Raw genomic sequence first — 20,353 nt, forward strand, 5'->3', positions numbered from 1 at the left:
TCTTTAAATATATTCCAAAATTAATAATTCTAGAATATATAATCCCACAATTTAAAGTTTCTTCCCCATTCCGGAAACAATAATAAATTCTGAATCTATTTTATCTTCTGATTCCTTAATTACAGTACTATCACTTTCATCTTCGCGATCATCATTTTCTGCAGTGAATATTTTTTTAGTACCTATACCATCTTCTGATTCCTTATCTACCGCACTTTGATTTCCCCAATATTCTTCTGCTTCATCTTCCATTATTTCAAGTCTAGTATAGTAATCAGGAAATTCAGTTAAATGTGCAAGTGCAATTTTACCTGTAAGTATTGGATCATTATTTGTAACATCTGTATCTGGATCTGTTATACCGTGCTCAAGTTCAACCATCATTCCCATTCTAAATTGCTCTATATTAAATTTCGCCCAATTTATTCCAAGTTCCTCACCTATCTCTTTAGCTTGCTGACTAGTAAATATTTTTTCTTTTGACATAATATCACCCTCCATTAAAATAATTGTATAATCTAAAATTATACTTTACATACTTAAGGAAAATTTAGAATATTCTATTTATATTATATCATGTTTATCATCATATTTCAACATTCATCGTCAGTTAATCGTATCTTTTTTCAATATTTTACATTTTTATATGTCCTACAAATTAATTATAGGACATAATTTTTATATACTTTTCTGATATTTAGCTACGTACTCATAAGATAAAAAATATTCTTTCATCTCTTGACCTACAATACTACAAATACTATTTAATAGCTTATTGTCATCCAATGTTAATTCACTCCTATAATGAAATATAAATGGATTAATATATCCACACTCATCAAATATCTTGCATATATCTGGTAAAGTAAAAAACTTATTATTACTTCTATTTAGAATAGAATTTTCACTATACATAAAACTTCCGCTTAATAACTCTTTTATAACTGAGTGGTGCATTATGTTAGGAATAGTCGCAATTATATATCCTCCTGGCTTTAAAAATCTTTTTAGTTCATTTAATAATGTCCATGGATCTTTACTTAATTGAAGTCTATTCCCAAGAATTATATAATCAAAAAAATTCACCTTGCTTTCTTTAAAATTCATGTTATAATCTTCTTCAAAATCATAACTTATCAACTCTAATATATTTCCGCCTAGCCTTGCTAAACATTCATTTGTTTCGCAACCATATATTTTAGCATTTGGGTACATATATTTTAATTTAAGTAATGTAGCTCCGAGTCCACAATCAAACTCAAAAATATTTAGTTCTTTTTCTTTCGGCTCATTTATACGTTCTATTATGTCAAATTTCAGTGTGCTCGCGAAGCTTGAATTAAAGCCCCACTTGTCCTCAAATTTTTTACTATTTATCTTTAAGAGGTTATTAAATTTAGTATAATTTTTATTAAAAGATGAACTTCCAAAATGGTGTATAAAGCTGTCATTACAAAGCATTAATCTATATTCCTCATCTATAATTCTCATACTCAAATCATCATCTTCAAAATTTCCTGGTGTAAATCTTTCATCCAAAATACCAATTTTATTAAGAACTTCTCTCTTTATTATCATACAAAATGCCACAAGCCTAACCTTTTCCTCCCACTTATGGGCGTTTGTTCTATTATTAGCATCCGCGAATGGAATCATATCTTTAACATCACTATAAGGCACACTTACCGACTGATAATTAGAGCACTTATTAGTTATAGATGCAGCCGCTCCAATTTTATCATCACTGTAAAGACATGTTTTAAGATTATCAAGCCACCTTGGAGTAACTATAGTGTCATTATTTAATAACAAAATATCATTTTCTTTCCCCGATACATCTATCCCTATATTACATCCCTTTGGAAATCCTACATTCTCATCATTCAAAATAACTACTATATCTTTTTGCTGTTTAAGCCACTCTCGTGTTCCATCAGTAGAATTATTATCCACTACAATAATTTCGTAGGTATTCTCTTTAGTATATTTTCTTATGCTATCAATGCAAATTTTATTATACATAAGATTATTGTAAGTTAAGATTATAATCGAAGTTTTTCTATTTTCTAACTTCATTTCATTTTCAATCATTATTTAATCCCTTCCTCTAACACTTAGTTATCACAAATTAGACTCTAATTTCATATTATGCATAACATTAAAAATATGTACCTTCCTCTTATAAATTCCTACTTTCTAACTTACAAATATTAAAATACATTTACCATTTTTTATAAACATGTTTCCTATTCCAATCCCTAGCATATTATAGACTGTAAGTTTATTTTAGGAGGATTATATGGTAACTATTAGTTTATGTATGATTGTAAAAAACGAAGAAGATGTTTTAGGTAGATGCCTCGATAGCGTGCAAGGCATTGTTGATGAAATAATAATAGTCGATACAGGTTCTACAGATAACACAAAGAATATCGCTTTAAAGTATACAGATAATATATTTAATTTTGAGTGGATTAATGATTTTTCCGCAGCTAGAAATAATGCTTTTTCTAAAGCAACTAAAGATTATATTCTTTGGCTAGATGCTGATGATGTTATTCTCGCGGATGATATTATAAAATTTAAGAATCTTAAAGAAACATTATCTCTAGATGTAGATAATGTAATGATGATGTATAACGTAGGATTTGATGAAAATGGTTCTGTTTCGCTTTCATATTTTAGAGAACGTTTATCCAAACGAACAAACCATGCTTTATGGATGGAACCTGTCCATGAATGTTTAATAATAGGCGGAAATACTATAAATACCGATATATGTATAACTCACAAAAAAGAACATGCAGCAGTTCCAGGTAGAAATATTACAATTTATAAAAACTTACTTTCCGAGGGCATAGAATTAAGCCCAAGAGGGCTTTTCTATTATTCTAGGGAATTATTTCAGAATGGATTTACCAAAGATGCAATCCAATATTTCAATGAATTTTTAGATACAGAAAAGGGCTGGGTAGAAGATAATATAAGTTCCTGTTTTGATCTTTCTAAGTGTTATGACATTATAGGTGATAAAAAAAGCATGCTTAAAATACTCCTTAGAAGCTTTGAATATGATACTCCAAGAGCTGAAATATGTTGTAATTTAGGGACTTACTACTTTGAAACTTTAGATTATACTAAGGCCATCTTCTGGTATAAGCTTGCAGACAGTCTTGACAAACCAGTTAATAGCTGGGGGTTTATATCTCATGATTTCTGGGGTTATATACCCAATATTCAACTTTCTGTTTGTTATGACAGATTAGGCAACAGAGAATTGTCAGTTAAGTTTAACGATAAGGCAGCGAAGTATAAACCTAATTCTACAGCAGTACGTTTAAATAGAGAATATTACGAAAGAACTTCTGTATAAACACAAGCAGATAATTAGAGACATAATTTAAAGTGCATGCTGCAACTAAAAAAAACGCCAACACAAAATATGGACGTTAAATTTCCCCTAAACATATGATATCATGCCTAGGGGAATTCTTATTATTATACTTTTAAATCTAGTATAACCTTTAGTTCTTCTAATTTAGTTTTAAAGTATGGTTCCCCCAAGTAATATCTTGTAAATATATTTATTCCTCCATCGATGCTTAGTGGCAACTTAGTTTCCAGGATCCAACGAACTAATGGAAATGTAATATTTAGTGATGCAAGTTTATGATACTCTATCTCAGCATCCGTTAATCCATTGCCTCTAAAGCTATACAATATATCTAAATAATTTTTTATAGCTACTTCCATAATATTATAACCAGACGCACCTGCTGACCCTGTATCTGGTCTATTAATTTCTCCACTCAAGATGCAGTAATTAGGATTAGATCGTAAAAGTTCAAGTTGGATATATATATGGTTAAGACTTGAGTATAAGAACTTCTCTTTTAGAGGTATTTTCTTATAGGCATCATTTTTCAAAACCATACCGGTAATCCATCCTCCCGTCCCTGAATCTATCTGATAATCGCTCATACCACTACCACGATTTATAATTAGCGGGTGCCACTTCATAGATAAATACATTAGATCACAATCTCTATTAGCGTTAATCATATTAATTATCGCACTATAAACCCCTTCATTAAAAAAATCATCATCACCATGTAAATTAATATATTCTCCATTTGATATATCTAACACCTTTTGTATATTTTTTGATACTCCTATATTCTCTTGATTTTTACAATATACTAAAGTATCATATTTCTCTTTGTATTCATCAATAATTATTGAAGTATTATCTGTAGAAGCATTGTCACATACTACTACTTCAAATCTATAATTATTACCAACCTGAGAGTATATGTTCTCAAGTAGCTTTCTTAAAAACTCAGCCCGATTATATGTTGGAATACCTATAGTAAGCACAGGCCTTTTATTTAACTCTTTTACGTTTCCCTTGGTAGTGTCATTGCTCATAAATTACTTCTCCTTAAATAGTACATAACAATACTAATTTTAATAAACTTTTGATTTCATTTAGCTTTTGGTGGTAATATATTTCGCCTGAATAATATTTAGTATACGCTTTTTCAAGACCATCCATTTTAAAATAATACCTCTGCTTAATACTGCATCAATACTTGGAAAGATTATTGAACTAAGAACCTTATGTTTCTAAAAATGTAGCTCTATTAAAGGTTGGAATTCCTATAGTTAAAATCGGGATGTTATTATTCATGCCCTAATACTCCTTTTGAATCATCTATTTATTATCTCTTTAATGCTAATATACTTCTTAGCACTGCTAACTTTTCCTCAAAATATTCTTCCCCAGAGTAATATAGCTTAAATAATTCTACTGAATTGTCTAAACTTAATGACATATTCGCATTAATTACCCATCTTAAAAACGGGAAAAGCAAAGATAATAAAAAGTATTTCCGGAATTTTATCTCGGCACTTGTTAATCCATCGCCCTCAAAATTAGAAAGTATATCTATATAATTTTCATAATAACTTGCATAACATTATATCCAGAAAACCCTGCCGAGGCACAATCATATCTTGGGATAGGTCCCCTTAGAACGCAATAGTTAACATTTTTAGTTGAATATACATATGATTCAAATCAGAATATAGAAACTTTTCTTTATCGTCAACTTTTTTATAACATCATTACATATAACCATCCCAGTAATACCACTAATGTTTTTAGCATCAACTATATAATTACTAAGCCCCGCTCCACGTTTAACGCTAAAAACATCATTAGCACCTGGCAGAAACATTACATCACAATCACAATTTCCCTCAATCATATCTAGAATCATTACCTATTTGACTATAAACATTTTCAAGGCATTTACAAAGATACATCTCCCTATTAAAGGTTGGAATAGCTATAGTCAAAATTGGCCTTATTTTATTATTTTCATTCATGGAACCATCCTCCATTTATAACATAGCAATCTTGTTTTATTTTTTACTTATATTTTTTAATATATATTCTTCGATATTGGATACCATATAATTTATCATATTTTCATTTATTCCTGGATAAACGCCTAACCAAAATGAATTAGTAGTAATTAAATCTGTATTTTTAAGTTCTCCTACAATTCTATATGAATCTTTATTTTTTTTATATTCTTCAAATAATGGTTGCCTTGTAATGTTTCCTGCAAATAGCAACCTAGTTTGAATTCCTTTAGCCTCTAAATACTCAAGTAAATCCCTTCTATTTATAGATGAATCTTTAATTGTCATCAAAAAACCAAACCAACTAGGTTTAGCATTTTTCTCAGCCTCAGGTAAAATTAAATATTTATCTAAATGCTTTAATTTGTTTTTTAGTAGTTCCCAATTCTCTATTCTTCTTTCTATAAATTCAGGTAACTTCTTTAACTGCGCGCACCCTATTGATGCTTGCATTTCTGTAACTTTCAAATTATATCCTAAATGTGAATAAATATATTTATGATCATAACCAAGAGGCATATCTCCGTATTTTATAGCAAACCTTTTTTTGCAAGTATTATCACACCCTGATTTACAATAACAATCCCTTCCCCAATCTCTAAAAGATTCTATTATTCTACTTAACATAACACTATTTGTGTATACAGCACCCCCTTCGCCCATAGTAATATGATGCGGTGGATAAAAGCTTGAAGTCCCTATGTCTCCAATTGTTCCTGTATACTTTAATTCTCCTTTATATTCATATTGCGAACCCAGAGCATCGCAATTATCTTCTATTAACCATAAATTATTTTTATCACAAAATTCTTTAACCCTTTTTAAATTAAAAGGATTACCTAGTGTATGAGCTATGAGAATGGCTTTAGTTTTACTTGATAATGCCTCTTCTAATAAATTAACATCAATATTGTAAGTTGGAAGTGTTATATCTACAAATACTGGCACTGCTCCATATTGAAGTATTGGAGCTACAGTAGTTGGAAAACCCGCTGCAACTGTTATAACTTCATCTCCTTTTTCTATTCTCCGTTCTTTTAATTTAGGGGAAGTAAGCGCCATAAATGCAAGAAGATTTGCTGATGACCCAGAATTAGTTAATGAACAATATTTCACACCTAAAAACTGTGCAAACTCTTTTTCAAATTTGTCGCAGAATCTACCCGTTGTAAGCCAAAAATCAAGTGTAGCCTCAGTAAGGTTTATCATTTCGTCCTCATCAAAATATCTTCCTCCGTAGTTTATTTTGTTGCCTTCTTTCCACTCTTCTTTATTTTTAAAAACCTCATCATAATATTCCTTAACGTTTTCTAATATCTTTAGCCTTAATAAACTTTCTTTATTTGACAATAATCTGCCTCCTTAATCAATTTTTCTTAGTTAATTTTTTTATTCACTTGCTTCTGGAATATGTGTTTCATTTCCTATCCAAAATTCTGTCTCGCCAGAAGCATTTTCTTTTAGATAAACTGGTTGTTTTATTTTAATCTTTATATTCTCTGTTCTTTGATGATGTATTAAAAAAATATTAAATAATCGTTCACCTAAATATGCAAAATCCTTAACATTGGGATCAGGGTTTAGTCTCTTCTTAATTTCTCCAAAAATATCCATTATCCAAGTCATATACTTATCAAATAAATCTCCTCGCATTATAAATAAATTAATATAATAAACTTCCGTGCTAAGCAAAGCTGTAAAACAATCTCCTTCATAACTAGGATACTTTTCCTTAATAATTTCTAAAGCCGTATTTAAATATAAACCTTTATGCCACATATTGTGTTGAGTCCACATATTACCAAGTCCAAACATTCTGAAATTTAACGATGTAGGTACTAATACATCACAATCTTCTAAAATATTCTTGAGACCTTCCTTATCCCAACCATATTTATCTATAACTTCACTAAGATTATCAGTACCAGTTACATTATCTTTAAAGGATATATATCTTCTATATTGAAAAAATCCTACATACTTTTGTATTTTCATGTTTTTCCACACCCAATAGTAAGTTGAAAACTCAGCATATAGTGAATTTTCGCTAGCCATATTATCCCCTTCGTCAGAACATAATATGGTATAATCACCAGGTACAATTTCTCTTTTAGTATATATAGGTGTAAATATTTCAGACTTTACCATTTTATAAGGTTTATGACTAATAACATATATATCTACTAATTCATTTAAATCCATAGTTTCACCGCCCTTATTTTTTACCCTTCATTGAAAATCAATTTAATTATACGAACCAACCTTTAATTATAGTTTTTTATAAATATTAATCTATTTTCATCAAATCCATTTATCGTATTTACAATTCCGCAATCGTGAACGCACCAAGGCGTAATTTGCTTAGGTACCACCACTTTATAATCCAGTTTTCTAAACTCCGCGCATTGCGACATATCATAAAAATGCCAACTCTTAAATATATCTTCCCTCCAAGGAATATCATATTGCGTTATTATTATGAACCCATCAACCGCCGCTACCTCATCAAATGCAAATTCGATTTCATTAAATTTAAGTAGTCCCATAATACCTGTATGACTCTCATATACCTCTCCAACAGTTTCAGAACTCTCCCACCATATTCCACTTTCCGGTATAGATTTAGCTCCACACATTCCAATAACACCTATATCGCCATCTTCAAACACTTTCAACATATCAAGTATAAAATTTCTATTTATAATAAATACGTCTTGATGGAGATATACTTTATATTTAGAATCAGAGCTAAACATGCACTTGTTATAAGCTTTAGTTAAATATTCTGCGTTTCTTACAGGAATTATCTCTATATGAAATTCATTAGGTATTATCAAGTTATTTATATACAATTCACATTTTTTAAATACTACTTCATCATTTACTGCTATTATAAAACTTACCTTATTATTCACAACAAAGTCCTCCCATATTTCACTTTAATTTTATTTGAGGAGAAAATATTAACCTTAAACTATCTTTGCAATTATCGCCACCTATTATGACTTATACAAATCAATTATCATATTTTCTTTAAACTCATTTCTATTTATTAGGGGTTCTTGATCTTCTATTGGTTTGCCTATACCAAGCTTTGGAATTACATAAGTTATATTTTTAAGTTCCACCTCTATGACATAGCTTTCATCATCATTCAATCTTCCTTTTAATTCATTTATCTGATTTTCATTACTTATTTTAAATGACTTTATTCCATAAGCTTCACTGATTTTCATAAAGTTTGGAACAGAATATCCATCTATAGTTCCACTATAATTTGATTCAAAATACATTTCTTGAAAATGTCTAATCATACCTAAAGCATTATTGTTCATGATGATTATCTTTATAGGTATCTTTTCCCGGGCAATAGTTTGTAGCTCTTGGATATTCATTTGAATTCCACCATCACCAGTAATCACAACTACTTTATAATTAGGTTTAGCATGCCATGCTCCTATAGCTGCTGGCAGACCAAATCCCATAGGTCCCATTCCACCCGCGTTTAATAATCTTTGATTCTTAAGAAGCCTCAAAGATTGAGATGCCCAAATTTGGTTTTGACCTATATCTAAACATATTATAGAATTTGGATTTAGAATTCCACTTATTCTATTCATAAATTCATTAGGGTCTATTTCATTTATATCTGTATTAGCTTTAAATGATGGATACATTTTTTTATAACTACTTATTTTATTTATCCAAGAACTGAAATTAAACTTATAATCAAGTTCTTCTATACCTTTATTTAATTTTTTTAGAAATAGAAATAAATCACACTCTATAGTTAAATCTTCTTTCACTTTAATATTAAGTTCATTTTTATCTATATCTACATGGACTATTTTAGCCTGCCTTGCAAAACTGTCAGTTATAGAACTTGTCTGTCTGGTCGTTAATCTAGAACCTAAAACTATTAATAAATCACAATTAGCCACTGCTAAATTTGAATACCTATTTCCATAAGCTCCCATGTACCCTACGTAACACTTATGCCCATGATTTACACTGTCTATCCCCATTAAAGTGCTAACTACAGGGATACCCGTTATGTCTATAAATTTCTCCAAACTTCCAACTGCCTTTGCGAGCCTAATTCCTCCACCCGCTAGTATCACAGGTCTTTCACTTTCCTTTATTAAGTCTATTACTCTACTGACATCTTCTATATTTACTTCTTTCTTTATTGCACTTTTATATTCTTCTGATTCATAAAAACCTATTAGCTCGCGTGGGTTAATTTCAGCCCTTTGAATGTTCATAGGTATATCTAATAAAACAGGTCCCGGCCTACCATCTTTTGCTATATAAAATGCCTTTTCTAAGCAATATTTTATTTTTTCAGGAGAACTAATCATAACTGCATACTTTGTTATAGGTTTTATTATGCTTACTATATCAGTCTCTTGAAATCCTTCTTGTCTTATTTCAATTGATCTCTTATATTCATAGGTATTAACTTGACCTGTTATATACAAACATGGAATAGAATCAAAATAAGCACTTCCTATACCTGTAATAAGGTTTGTCGCTCCTGGTCCACTAGTAGCTGTGCATACTCCTATATTACCGCTAACCCTTGCATAACCCTCAGCGGCAAATGCTGAAGCCTGTTCATGATAATTTGATATGAATTTAATTCCATCTGCTTTATATATTGAATCAACAAAATGAGTTATAGCTCCACCTTGATATCCAAAAATCGTCGTTACACCGTTATCTTTTAGAAACTCTACAACATAATCTGATAACTTCATAGTATTTACCACCTACCTATAAAATTGTAAATTATCTCTAAACCAATTTATTGTATTATTAAGTCCATCATTTATTTCAACATTAGGTTTCCAGTTTAGTTTTTCATAAACCTTTTTATTATCACTAACCCACATTCGAGGTTCATATTGCCTATTCGGATCATCCTGCCAGTTAATTTTTACTTCCTTACCAATTAGGTTAACTATATTACATGTAATTTCTTCAGTTGTATATTGCAATCCACTTCCTATATTAAATGTTTCTCCATAACTATTAAATAACTTGCTTGTAGCTAAGTAAGCTTCAATTACATCATCAATAAATATAAAGTCTCTAACAGAGTCCATGCGAGATAATTTAAGCTCTTTTCCAAAAAGACATGAGGTAATAACTGTTGGTATTAATCTGGTTTTAGCATCATAATAACCGTAGGGTGAAAATAATCTAAGAGTTACTAGAGGCAATTTGTTTATTTTTGCATATGTGCTGCATAAAGTAGTACCAGCTACCTTACTTGCACCATACATATTATTTGGTGTTAGGTTCATATCCTCGCACATTGGCTTTAACTTTTCCCCATATTCTGAGGAACTGCTAGTATTCACAAACATTTCTAATCCCTTTTTAGAAAATTCACGAAACAAATTAAACGTTCCAATAACATTTGTATTTATAACTTCATCTACTTTGCTTTGATAATGATATCCTCCATAAGTAGCTAAATGGTAAACACTATCTATACATATAATCCTAGCCAATTTAGATATTTCATCACTATTGAGTAAATCTACATTATGAATTTCTATATCCTTTAATACATCTTGTAGTCTCCATAAATTAGTTTTATCCCTTGTTATTATATGAATCTTATTACCATCTTTTAGTAACTTTCTAGCTAAACAAGATCCTACAAATCCACTAGCACCTGTAATTAAAACGTCCTTTCCCATATCAAACTCCCACGTGATCTGTTTTACTTACGTAATTTTCTATTTGATTAACACATGTTTCAAACATATCTTTATTATTTGATTGTTTATACCAATCTACAGTAAGTTTAATTGCTTCTTCTACAGTGAGTTTCGGTGACCATTTTAAATAGGTCTTTGCCTTAGTACAATCTAATTTTAATAAATTCGCTTCATGAGGTGCATTTTCTTGCGATGTATCTAAACACTTGCCACTTCCCCATTCCATAATTATTCCATCTACAATGCGACCTACCGATACTATAGAATCTCCATCTGGTCCAAAATTCCAACCGCTACAATAACTCTCACCATCTTCATACATTTTGGAGGCAAGTTGTAGATATCCACTTAATGGCTCAAGTACATGCTGCCAAGGTCTAATTGCCTTTGGATTTCTAAGTTGAATATCTTTATTCTCTTTTAAGGCCCTTATGCAATCAGGGATTATTCTATCTCTTGACCAGTCCCCACCCCCAATAACGTTTCCTGCACGAGCAGAAGCTATGGCTTTACCGTGGAATTTATAATTCTTAGGATTAATAAACGAATTTCTATATGAATCTATCAGTATTTCACAACACCCTTTACTAGAACTGTAAGGATCATACCCGCCCATTGGATCATCTTCTCTATATCCCCATATCTGTTCTATATTTTTATAACACTTATCTGTAGTTATCATAACGGTGACCTTAACACTCCCTGAGTTTTTAATACATTCTAGAACATTTAGGGTCCCCATTACATTTGTTTCATAGGTGTCCTTTGGATTTACGTAAGACTCTTTTACTAATGCTTGAGCTGCTAGGTGAAAAACAATCTCTGGCTTATATATATTAAAAACTTCTATAAGATTTTTATACTCTCTAATATCTCCTCTAATATCTGTAACTCTATCCTTTAATTTACTAACTACAAAATTATCATCTTTTGTATATGGGTCAAGCCCATATCCTATAACTGTAGCTCCTAATTTCTTAAGCCAAATAGAGAGCCACGAGCCTTTAAACCCTGTATGACCAGTAATTAAAACTCTTTTGCCCTTATAGAAGTTGTTAAACATATCTACTTCTTTACACTCCATAAATGCTCTCCTTTGTCCCATAACTTATTTACGGCTTGAACATCTTTTATAGTATCTATAGCAACCCAAAAGCCATTATGCTCATAAACCGCAAGTTCATTATCCTTTGCGAGATTTTTAATGGGTTCTTGTTCAAAAAAACAATCTTCACTAGGTAAATAGTCAAAAACATCTTTATTTAATACCATAAATCCCCCGTTGACCAAGTCCTTTAAAATAGGTTTTTCTTTAAACGACTTAATAATTCCGTCTTCAACCTCCATAACCCCAAAAGGAGAAATAGGATTTACTCCTGTAAGCGTTCCAATCCTACCTTTTTTCCTATGAAATTCTAAGAGTGCTAAGATATTTACGTTGCTTAATCCATCACCATAAGTAAACATAAATTCCTTACCATCTATATACTTCTCTACCTGTTTTAACCTTCCACCAGTAAGCGTTTCAGTACCAGTGTCAACAATGGTTATATTCCATTTTTCTTCTTCCTTTGTATGATATTCTAATTTTCTATCACCGCTTAAATGCATTGTAAAGTCATTATTTCTCCAGTACATATCCATAAAATATTGCTTTATCATTTCTCCTTTGTACCCAACACATAAAATAAAATCATTAAATCCGTAACTTGAATATATTTTCATTATATGCCACAAAATAGGTTTACCGCCAATCTCAACTAGAGGTTTAGGACGATACTCTGTTTCTTCGCGCATACGTGTTCCTTTACCACCACAAAGTATTACTACTTTCATTAATTTTCACCACCATAATTAATTAAGAAAATTCAGTTTATATTTACTCTATACTTTATGTGGAATGCAAATAGGAAGTGCCTATTTATGAAGATGTTTTATAATTATTTATATACTTACATGAATTTAAATAATTTACCACCAAATTAATTTTTAGTATATTGTTTTATTTGTAGTATTCCTATCAATCAATGTTGTATCTCTTAACCACTATATACTTTTTATTAAAAATATTATCCTTATGTAAATAAGCCACATTCCTAGTAAATATAGCATAGGAATATGGCTTATAAATATTTCACATCTTGTAGCAAACTAATCCAAACGAATAATAGTTACTTGAGCTCCTATTGAAGGCGCTAAGTCAGTTGTTAATGGAATAGCTGAATTGTTTTGTAAGGTAATTACGTCTCCAGCTACAAGTGATATAATAGCGTCTCCAGAAACTTCTCCAGTAGAAACTAAAACTGAAACTGTAGTAGATGCATCCACTGTTCCATTTATTGCAATTGAGATTGCAGAACCTACTCCACTAGTAATGTTTACACTATAATAAATTTGGTAATTCCCAGTGGTTGTAACTGTTATTGTAGTTGTTCCCGCTGTATGAGTAATATTTGATAAAGGTCCATTATTACTGAAAGGCACATCAACACCACCGATTACTGTTGCATCAGCTATTATAGCAAGTTGATAAACATAGCCGAACGCAGCCAGTCCCGCTCCAGTTGCTCCTGTAGTTCCTGTAGAACCGGTTACCCCCGTAACTCCTGTTACTCCAGTAGTTCCTGTTACTCCAGTTGCTCCGGTAAAACCTGTAGGTCCAATTAAACTAGAACCTGTATCTAGCCAACAAGAATCAAGTAGAAGCACCGGTGCTGGTAATATTGTTGTTCTATAACCTACAATGAAACTAGCTGGACTTGTTGCGCTTGCCCATCCAACTGCAAATGACAAGTTAGCAATTGTATTTCCAGAACTAGATATATAGGTGGTGCCTGTAGAACTTGTATCAATACCGATTAGGCCTTTCCCAGCAGTGTTTTGGACATTATTTCCTACAACCTGTATAAACTTGAAAATACTAAGATTAGGACTATTTAGTAGGACTGGTACGTTACCTTCATTTATTGTGGTATTGTTATTAATATACAATTGGAAATTAAAACCAATAAATTCCTCGATGACTACCAAGTGTCTGAGAGTAAATGGAGAAGCTACTTGGCTGTTATTGTCTATTAATAACTGACCTTGAAGAGTCCCTCCAGCAACTGAAATATTTGTAATATCAATAAATCTACAATTCGTAGGTCCTGAGTCAGATACAAATGTGTTATTGGCAATAATACTTTCTCCTGAGGTAGATGATATATTGATATAGCGATAGCTATTACTTGCTGCAGCTAGCGGTGCATAGGTGAAGTTACAATTTGTTATTTGGAATTCAGTAGCTATCAAAGCTATTCCAAACTCACAGGCAGAAATCTCACAATTGTCTACATAAATACCTGTAGCTGTTAAGTTCCCCACTGCGATAATAGTTTCTGTGGTCAATGATGAAGGATAGTTTTGAATAATCTTCATATCTTGAAAAACCACATCGGGGACAGTAACATTAAACATATTGTCAGACCCGACAGTTGGTACTAGTTTCTGCACAGTTGTGGAGCCTATACCTTGACCTTGGATAGTAATTGATTTATTAACACTTATTGGTACTGTGATTGTGAAAGTTTCGGCACTAAGCAATAATCGATCGCCGTTACTTGCTGCATTGATAGCCGTTTGGATGTCAGTAAATGGTTGGCCAGTACCAACCAATAATGTTGCACCCGTTGGGATTGGAATTGCTCTCACGGTCGGTGGAGGGGGTATTAAGAATTTTTGATATACCTCTCCAGTAGTCAAATCTATATAGGTGTCTCCGAATTGACCTATTGCACAGGTTGGTACTACATTTCCTGACAACAATGATGAGCCTGTTTCACCTGTTACTCCTGTATTTCCCGTTATACCAGTGGCTCCAGTTTCTCCTGTAATTCCGGTAACACCTGTGGCTCCAGTAGTTCCCGTGTCTCCCGTTGTTCCAGTAACTCCAGTAACACCAGTTGATCCGGTGTCTCCGGTTGCACCAGTAGTTCCTGTTACACCTGTTGCACCAGTAAATCCTGTTTCTCCAATGGTTCCAGTGATTCCAGTAGCCCCAGTTGCTCCGGTTACACCTGTAATTCCAGTGACTCCAGTCACTCCAGTGGCTCCGGTTTCACCAGTGTTTCCGATTACACCTGTAATTCCAGTATCTCCTGTAGTTCCAGTGGCTCCTGTATCTCCCGTTGCTCCAGTTGATCCCGTGTCACCTGTTGGACCAGTGATTCCAGCATCACCTGTCACTCCTGTTGCTCCAGTAGCTCCTGTTACACCCGTAGTTCCTTTAGATCCAGTGGCTCCTGTAGTTCCCGTTACTCCAGTAGCTCCTGTGTCACCTGTTACTCCAGTATTTCCTGTTACACCTGTTGCACCAGTAAATCCTGTTACCCCAGTGGCTCCAGTTTCTCCTGTAATTCCTGTAGCTCCAGTTTCACCAGTAGTTCCGGTATCACCTGTTACTCCAGTTTCTCCGGTTGCTCCAGTAACACCAGTTACTCCAGTTTCTCCTGTTACTCCAGCATTTCCGGTTGCACCTGTTTCACCCGTTAATCCTATTGCACCTGTAGTTCCAGTTACACCAGTATTTCCGGTATCACCAGTTACACCCGTAGTTCCTGTAATTCCAGTTGAACCAGTAGGTCCTGTAATTCCAGTAACTCCACTCACTCCAGTGGCTCCGGTTTCACCAGTATTTCCGATTGCACCTGTAATTCCAGTATCTCCTATAGTTCCAGTGGCTCCTGTATCTCCCGTTGCTCCAGTTTCACCTGTAGTTCCAGTTACACCAGTATTTCCGGTTGTACCAATTCCTCCAGTTTCACCCGTTAATCCGGTAGCTCCAGTTGCACCTGTAATTCCAGTTGTACTATCTGTTTCTTGTATCTCACCTAATACTAAAAATGCTTTAATTGGTACTGAAGAAGAGTAAAACACACTATTTAAAGTTGTATTAATTAACCTTAATGATATTGGTGCAGAATCAACTTGTATAAGTGCATAACCAACAACTTCATTCTGCTTAACAGGTGAGGCTCCCATCAAGTTATCTCCTTGAGATGATTGAATTGAAAAGTTTATATTATTTGGTCCTATAGCTGACTGAGTCGCTACCCACCAATTAATAAAATATCTTCCTGCTTTATTTATTACTATTTCACCAGTTAATGAGTTATAAACTATAGCTCCATAACTATTTACTTGCATATCAAATATTACATTAGAATTTATATTTATTGTTCCAGCTGTTGTTCTTTCTAATTGAAGACCTATTGTGTCCACACTTTGACCTCCCTCTCTATATGCAACAACTTTTAATGTTATTGCAGTTTTATTTTATGCTGTTACATCATAATGTGCTTCAACAATTTTTAAATTATAAATATATTATATTCTTTTAAAACTTACAATATAATGACAAGTCCCATGAACGAATATACAATTATTCTTCCATGAGACTAATAATTAAACCGTTACATTAATAATTATTAAATGTGCTATAATTTAGTCTATACCAAACCCTATCGTTCATTACTTACATTTACAAGTTGTAATATCTCTTAGGACCATAATAAAAGATTCTTATATAAAATTTAAGATAAACAATAGGCCTATTAAAACATATTTAATACAAACTAATGAAAATTGCATAGTTCCTAATATAGAAGCTATGCAATTCCGTTACTTAAATATTTCTACAAAATAACTTTACCAACTCTCTGTTACACTAAATGATGCATTTACTGTATTTGTAGCAGCACCCGCGATTCTAACCACGGCTAACGTAACTATAGCATTATCGGGGAGGGCAAAACTTAATAATTCAGCAGTAGCTAACACTGACGAAATTACTCCTGCTCCAGAGGTAATCCCTTGGAATATTACTTCTCCACCAGTAATGGTTGTAGATGTTCTGTTTACTAAGAGAGCAGTTTCACTATCAGGAATTATAGTAGTAGCCGTTGGGTAATTTACAAATGTGCCATTAACGGTGCCCCCAAGTATTACTTGATAGGCTAAATCAGCACCTGACGAGATAATGTTAATTTCTTCTAAACTAACCTCAACTGAGTTTATTCTTGCCGACGCCGCTGGAAAAACTGCTTTCCTAGCAAAAGATATAACAGGTGTCAAAGTAGTAGTAACATTAGTAATAGTTCTTCGCTCTGAGGTCACTCTAAAAGTAGGCTCATATTTCCCAATTATACTGTATTGTCTTCCTCCTACAAATAAATTGAAACTAGTAGCTGTTCCACCGTTAGTAACTTGTGCTCTTAATGGTTGATTTGGGTCGACAAAACTTGTTTGACCTGTAGGTGAAAATCGATTAACCGTAATAACCTCTTGTGCTAAAGTAGTTGGATTAGGTAATACTATTCTAAATTCGATAACACCATACCCATACCAAGTAAACACAATTTGAAATATATTCCCTTCAGCTAGTGTTAATGTTGCTCCACTTGGTCCTGTTCCATCTAACTTATCTACATTCCAGGCGGACTGATTAATTACAGTATCGACCCCTCCTCTTCTCACCGTTACAAAAATATTTGTGCTATTTGCACCAAAGAAAGCACCATTTTGACTATCAAATAACCCCCATTGAGCAATTTGATTTCCTGTTGGTAAAACGGGAATACGAACACCGATTCCTGCCTCTCCTGCATAACCAGGTTCATATCTTCCTCTCATTGCACTTTCTAAAATTGCAGAATCTGCTCCACTTGCTGTGGTGTTGACACTATATTCTGTAGCCGTATTTGTAACTGTTCCGGCACCTGTTGTAATAACAACGTCTCTTAGATCAGATACTCCATACACAGACGTTAATTCTATAATTGGAGATTTTCTTGCAACTCTTAGCTCATTAAATTGCGAGCTGACAGTTGGACCAACATTTGAAATAATAATATCCGACATTAAATTTCCTCCTTTAAAAATAGGGAGAAATAAATATTTCTCTTTCTCCCTTTCTACCTCTCTATCTTTATACTTATCTTTTTACCATTCTTCAGTAACTTGGAAAGTAGCTGAAACAGAATTACTTCCACCTGCCAAATTTAAAACGGCCAATGTTACAGTTTCAGTATCAGGCAACTGGAAATCTAGTAAACTAGCTGATGCTAGTGTACGACCAAAGAAACTAGCGCCAGCTACTAACCCCTGTATTAGTACTTGACCACCTGAAATAGTAGTTAAAGTGCTGTTTACTTGCAGCGCCGTCTCATTAAGAGGAATATTAGTGGTTGCCGTTGGATAGTTTACAAATGCTCCATTAACTGTTCCACCCAATATTATCTGATAAGAAATATCGTCAGAAGTCACAAGGTCAATTCCTTCTAGTTTCACACTGACAGAGTTCGTCCTTCCTGAACCAGCGGGGAAAACTGTTTTTCTTTTGTATGAAATTATAGGAGTCAATGTTGCTGTAGCTGTAACCGTCCTTCTTTCAGAAGTTATACGGAAAGTAGGCTCATAGTTACCTATTATGCTATACTGTCTTCCACCAACAAACAAATTAAATGCACTCGCCGTTGTATTATTAGAAATTTCTGCACGGAGAGGTAGATTTGGATCAGCAAAACTCGTTTGTCCCGTTGGTGAAAATCTATTAACTGTAATAACTTGTTGAGCAAGAGTCGTTGGATCAGGTATTACTACCCTGAACTCAATAACTCCATAACCATACCAAGTAAATACGATTTGAAATATATTTCCTCTTGAAAGTGTCAAAGTTGCTCCACTTGGTCCTGTACCATCTAGTTTATCTACATTCCATAAAGTCTGTGGAACAATAGTGTCAACGCCAGCTCTTCTAATGTCTATGAAAATGCCATTCGCTACACTTTGACCGAAGAAAGCACCGTTTTGAGCATCAAAGAGTCCCCATCTTGCCACTTGTGCACCCGTTGGAGCGGCTGGTAGCCGTACACCCATTCCTGCCTCTCCAGCTAATCCAGATTCATATCTTCCTCTTTCGGAACTATCTAAGATTGCGCTATCTGCACCACTTGCTGTGGTACTTAGTTGAAATTCGGTATTATTACTTCCTACTGTACCTGCTCCTGTTGTGGTAGTAATATCTCTTAAATTAGATAATCCATAAACTGAAATTAATTCAATAATTGGTGTCTTTTCTGCAGTCCTTAATTCATTGAATTGAGAACTAACAGTGGGTCCTACATTCGCTATTGTTGCTGTTGTACCAAAGGCTCCCGTTGCTCCAGTGACTCCGGTTGCACCTGTAGATCCAATTGCTCCAGTTTCTCCTGTAATTCCAGTAGCTCCAGTAGTTCCCGTTGCTCCAGTTGATCCTGTATCCCCTGTTACTCCAGTAGTTCCGGTATCACCAGTTACCCCAGTTTCTCCTGTTGCACCTGTTCCTCCTGTAATTCCAGTAGCTCCAGTATCTCCCGTTACTCCAGTTGATCCTGTGTCGCCTGTTACTCCAGTATTCCCAGTAACACCAGTAGCTCCGGTTTCACCTGTAATTCCAGTTGCACCAGTAGTTCCTGTTACTCCAGTAGTTCCGGTATCACCTGTTGCCCCAGTTTCACCTGTAATTCCAGTTACACCAGTAGTTCCCGTTACTCCCGTTGCTCCAGTTGGTCCTGTGTCCCCTGTTACTCCAGTAGTTCCGGTAGCTCCCGTGTCTCCAGTTGACCCAGTAACCCCAGTTTCTCCAGTAACACCAGTTACTCCAGTTTCTCCTGTTGCACCTGTAGTTCCAGTTATTCCTGTTTCTCCAGTTGCTCCGGTTGCTCCTGTAATTCCAGTAGCTCCAGTTGATCCGGTGTCTCCAGTTACACCAGTAGTTCCCGTTACTCCCGTTGCTCCAGTAGAACCTATAGTTCCGGTAGCTCCGGTTTCACCTGTAGTTCCAGTTGCTCCCGTGTCTCCGGGTGCTCCAGTTACACCAGTTTCTCCAGTACTTCCGGTTACACCTGTTGCTCCTATAAATCCAGTAACACCAGTTGATCCGGTGTCTCCAGTTGCACCAGTAGTTCCAGTATTTCCGGTTTCACCTGTAATTCCAGTTACTCCAGTTGCTCCGGTTTCACCTGTAATTCCAGTTACTCCAGTTGCTCCGGTTTCACCTGTAGTTCCAGTTGCTCCCGTGTCTCCGGCTGCTCCAGTTACACCAGTTTCTCCAGTACTTCCGGTTACACCTGTTGCTCCTGTAAATCCAGTAACACCAGTTGATCCTGTAT

16 protein-coding genes are annotated in these 20,353 nt (G+C 33.9%); 1 reads left to right on the forward strand and 15 read right to left on the reverse strand.

The window, feature by feature from the left end:
- Window positions 1-51: 51 nt before the first annotated feature.
- Together ACREVX_RS16650 and ACREVX_RS16655 are read right to left on the reverse strand one after the other, a co-directional pair.
- On the reverse strand, window positions 52-486 hold the full coding sequence (locus tag ACREVX_RS16650; protein ID WP_431545338.1) for a DUF5661 family protein: 435 nt from the start codon (window positions 484-486) through the stop codon (window positions 52-54).
- Window positions 487-678: 192 nt separating this feature from the next.
- A complete protein-coding gene (locus ACREVX_RS16655; RefSeq protein WP_431545339.1) occupies window positions 679-2,091 on the reverse strand; it encodes a glycosyltransferase in 1,413 nt (470 codons plus the stop codon).
- 208 nt (window positions 2,092-2,299) lie between these two features.
- On the opposite strand from ACREVX_RS16655, the gene ACREVX_RS16660 reads away from it, so the two are divergent.
- Window positions 2,300-3,373 carry a tetratricopeptide repeat-containing glycosyltransferase family 2 protein gene (locus ACREVX_RS16660; protein ID WP_431545340.1) on the forward strand — a complete coding sequence of 358 codons (1,074 nt, stop codon included), beginning with the start codon at window positions 2,300-2,302 and terminating at the stop codon, window positions 3,371-3,373.
- A gap of 125 nt (window positions 3,374-3,498) precedes the next feature.
- Here the strand turns inward: ACREVX_RS16660 and ACREVX_RS16665 are convergent, their stop codons facing one another.
- From ACREVX_RS16665 to ACREVX_RS16725, 13 genes are all read right to left on the reverse strand, one after another.
- Complete coding sequence (locus ACREVX_RS16665) at window positions 3,499-4,428, reverse strand: glycosyltransferase family 2 protein (RefSeq protein ID WP_431545341.1); 930 nt, start codon at window positions 4,426-4,428, stop codon at window positions 3,499-3,501.
- Between the two features lie 647 nt (window positions 4,429-5,075).
- A complete protein-coding gene (locus tag ACREVX_RS16670; protein WP_431545342.1) occupies window positions 5,076-5,282 on the reverse strand; it encodes a hypothetical protein in 207 nt (68 codons plus the stop codon).
- The gene (locus ACREVX_RS16675; protein WP_431545343.1) at window positions 5,263-5,391 is read right to left on the reverse strand and encodes a hypothetical protein; all 129 of its coding nucleotides are present in this window, start codon (window positions 5,389-5,391) and stop codon (window positions 5,263-5,265) included. The genes ACREVX_RS16670 and ACREVX_RS16675 overlap by 20 nt, the downstream gene beginning before the upstream one ends.
- Before the next feature lie 36 nt (window positions 5,392-5,427).
- Window positions 5,428-6,780: a lipopolysaccharide biosynthesis protein RfbH gene (gene rfbH, locus ACREVX_RS16680; RefSeq protein WP_431545344.1), complete on the reverse strand. Its 1,353-nt coding sequence runs from the start codon at window positions 6,778-6,780 to the stop codon at window positions 5,428-5,430.
- 39 nt (window positions 6,781-6,819) lie between these two features.
- Window positions 6,820-7,632, reverse strand: a complete 813-nt coding sequence (locus ACREVX_RS16685; protein WP_431545345.1) for a DUF4422 domain-containing protein — start codon at window positions 7,630-7,632, stop codon at window positions 6,820-6,822.
- 62 nt (window positions 7,633-7,694) lie between these two features.
- Window positions 7,695-8,345: a glycosyltransferase family protein gene (locus ACREVX_RS16690; RefSeq protein WP_431545346.1), complete on the reverse strand. Its 651-nt coding sequence runs from the start codon at window positions 8,343-8,345 to the stop codon at window positions 7,695-7,697.
- A gap of 84 nt (window positions 8,346-8,429) precedes the next feature.
- Window positions 8,430-10,190, reverse strand: coding sequence for a thiamine pyrophosphate-binding protein (locus tag ACREVX_RS16695; RefSeq protein ID WP_431545347.1), 1,761 nt, complete (start codon window positions 10,188-10,190; stop codon window positions 8,430-8,432).
- A 12-nt stretch (window positions 10,191-10,202) separates the two neighbouring features.
- Complete coding sequence (locus ACREVX_RS16700; RefSeq protein ID WP_431545348.1) at window positions 10,203-11,141, reverse strand: NAD-dependent epimerase/dehydratase family protein; 939 nt, start codon at window positions 11,139-11,141, stop codon at window positions 10,203-10,205.
- A 1-nt stretch (window position 11,142) separates the two neighbouring features.
- Complete coding sequence (gene rfbG / locus ACREVX_RS16705) at window positions 11,143-12,246, reverse strand: CDP-glucose 4,6-dehydratase (protein WP_431545350.1); 1,104 nt, start codon at window positions 12,244-12,246, stop codon at window positions 11,143-11,145.
- Window positions 12,228-12,998, reverse strand: a complete 771-nt coding sequence (gene rfbF / locus ACREVX_RS16710) for a glucose-1-phosphate cytidylyltransferase (RefSeq protein ID WP_431545351.1) — start codon at window positions 12,996-12,998, stop codon at window positions 12,228-12,230. The genes rfbG and rfbF overlap by 19 nt, the downstream gene beginning before the upstream one ends.
- 315 nt (window positions 12,999-13,313) lie before the next feature.
- A complete protein-coding gene (locus ACREVX_RS16715) occupies window positions 13,314-16,424 on the reverse strand; it encodes a BclA C-terminal domain-containing protein (RefSeq protein WP_431545352.1) in 3,111 nt (1,036 codons plus the stop codon).
- A 426-nt stretch (window positions 16,425-16,850) separates the two neighbouring features.
- Complete coding sequence (locus tag ACREVX_RS16720; RefSeq protein WP_431545353.1) at window positions 16,851-18,062, reverse strand: hypothetical protein; 1,212 nt, start codon at window positions 18,060-18,062, stop codon at window positions 16,851-16,853.
- A gap of 81 nt (window positions 18,063-18,143) precedes the next feature.
- Window positions 18,144-20,353 (reverse strand): hypothetical protein (locus ACREVX_RS16725; protein WP_431545354.1); only part of this gene is annotated, 2,210 nt, incomplete at its 5' end.

Source organism: Clostridium sp., from assembly GCF_050717545.1.
Lineage (GTDB): Bacteria > Bacillota > Clostridia > Clostridiales > Clostridiaceae > Clostridium_AD.

What these genes read in the sequence shown, in the direction of transcription:
- ACREVX_RS16650 (WP_431545338.1), bottom strand. Translation starts at nt 486, where the DNA reads ATGTCAAAAGAAAAAATATTTACTAGTCAGCAAGCTAAAGAGATAGGT.
- ACREVX_RS16655 (WP_431545339.1), bottom strand. Translation starts at nt 2,091, where the DNA reads ATGATTGAAAATGAAATGAAGTTAGAAAATAGAAAAACTTCGATTATA.
- ACREVX_RS16660 (WP_431545340.1), top strand. Translation starts at nt 2,300, where the DNA reads ATGGTAACTATTAGTTTATGTATGATTGTAAAAAACGAAGAAGATGTT.
- ACREVX_RS16665 (WP_431545341.1), bottom strand. Translation starts at nt 4,428, where the DNA reads ATGAGCAATGACACTACCAAGGGAAACGTAAAAGAGTTAAATAAAAGG.
- ACREVX_RS16670 (WP_431545342.1), bottom strand. Translation starts at nt 5,282, where the DNA reads ATGATTCTAGATATGATTGAGGGAAATTGTGATTGTGATGTAATGTTT.
- ACREVX_RS16675 (WP_431545343.1), bottom strand. Translation starts at nt 5,391, where the DNA reads ATGAATGAAAATAATAAAATAAGGCCAATTTTGACTATAGCTATTCCA.
- ACREVX_RS16685 (WP_431545345.1), bottom strand. Translation starts at nt 7,632, where the DNA reads ATGGATTTAAATGAATTAGTAGATATATATGTTATTAGTCATAAACCT.
- ACREVX_RS16695 (WP_431545347.1), bottom strand. Translation starts at nt 10,190, where the DNA reads ATGAAGTTATCAGATTATGTTGTAGAGTTTCTAAAAGATAACGGTGTA.
- ACREVX_RS16700 (WP_431545348.1), bottom strand. Translation starts at nt 11,141, where the DNA reads ATGGGAAAGGACGTTTTAATTACAGGTGCTAGTGGATTTGTAGGATCT.
- rfbG (WP_431545350.1), bottom strand. Translation starts at nt 12,246, where the DNA reads ATGGAGTGTAAAGAAGTAGATATGTTTAACAACTTCTATAAGGGCAAA.
- rfbF (WP_431545351.1), bottom strand. Translation starts at nt 12,998, where the DNA reads ATGAAAGTAGTAATACTTTGTGGTGGTAAAGGAACACGTATGCGCGAA.
- ACREVX_RS16720 (WP_431545353.1), bottom strand. Translation starts at nt 18,062, where the DNA reads ATGTCGGATATTATTATTTCAAATGTTGGTCCAACTGTCAGCTCGCAA.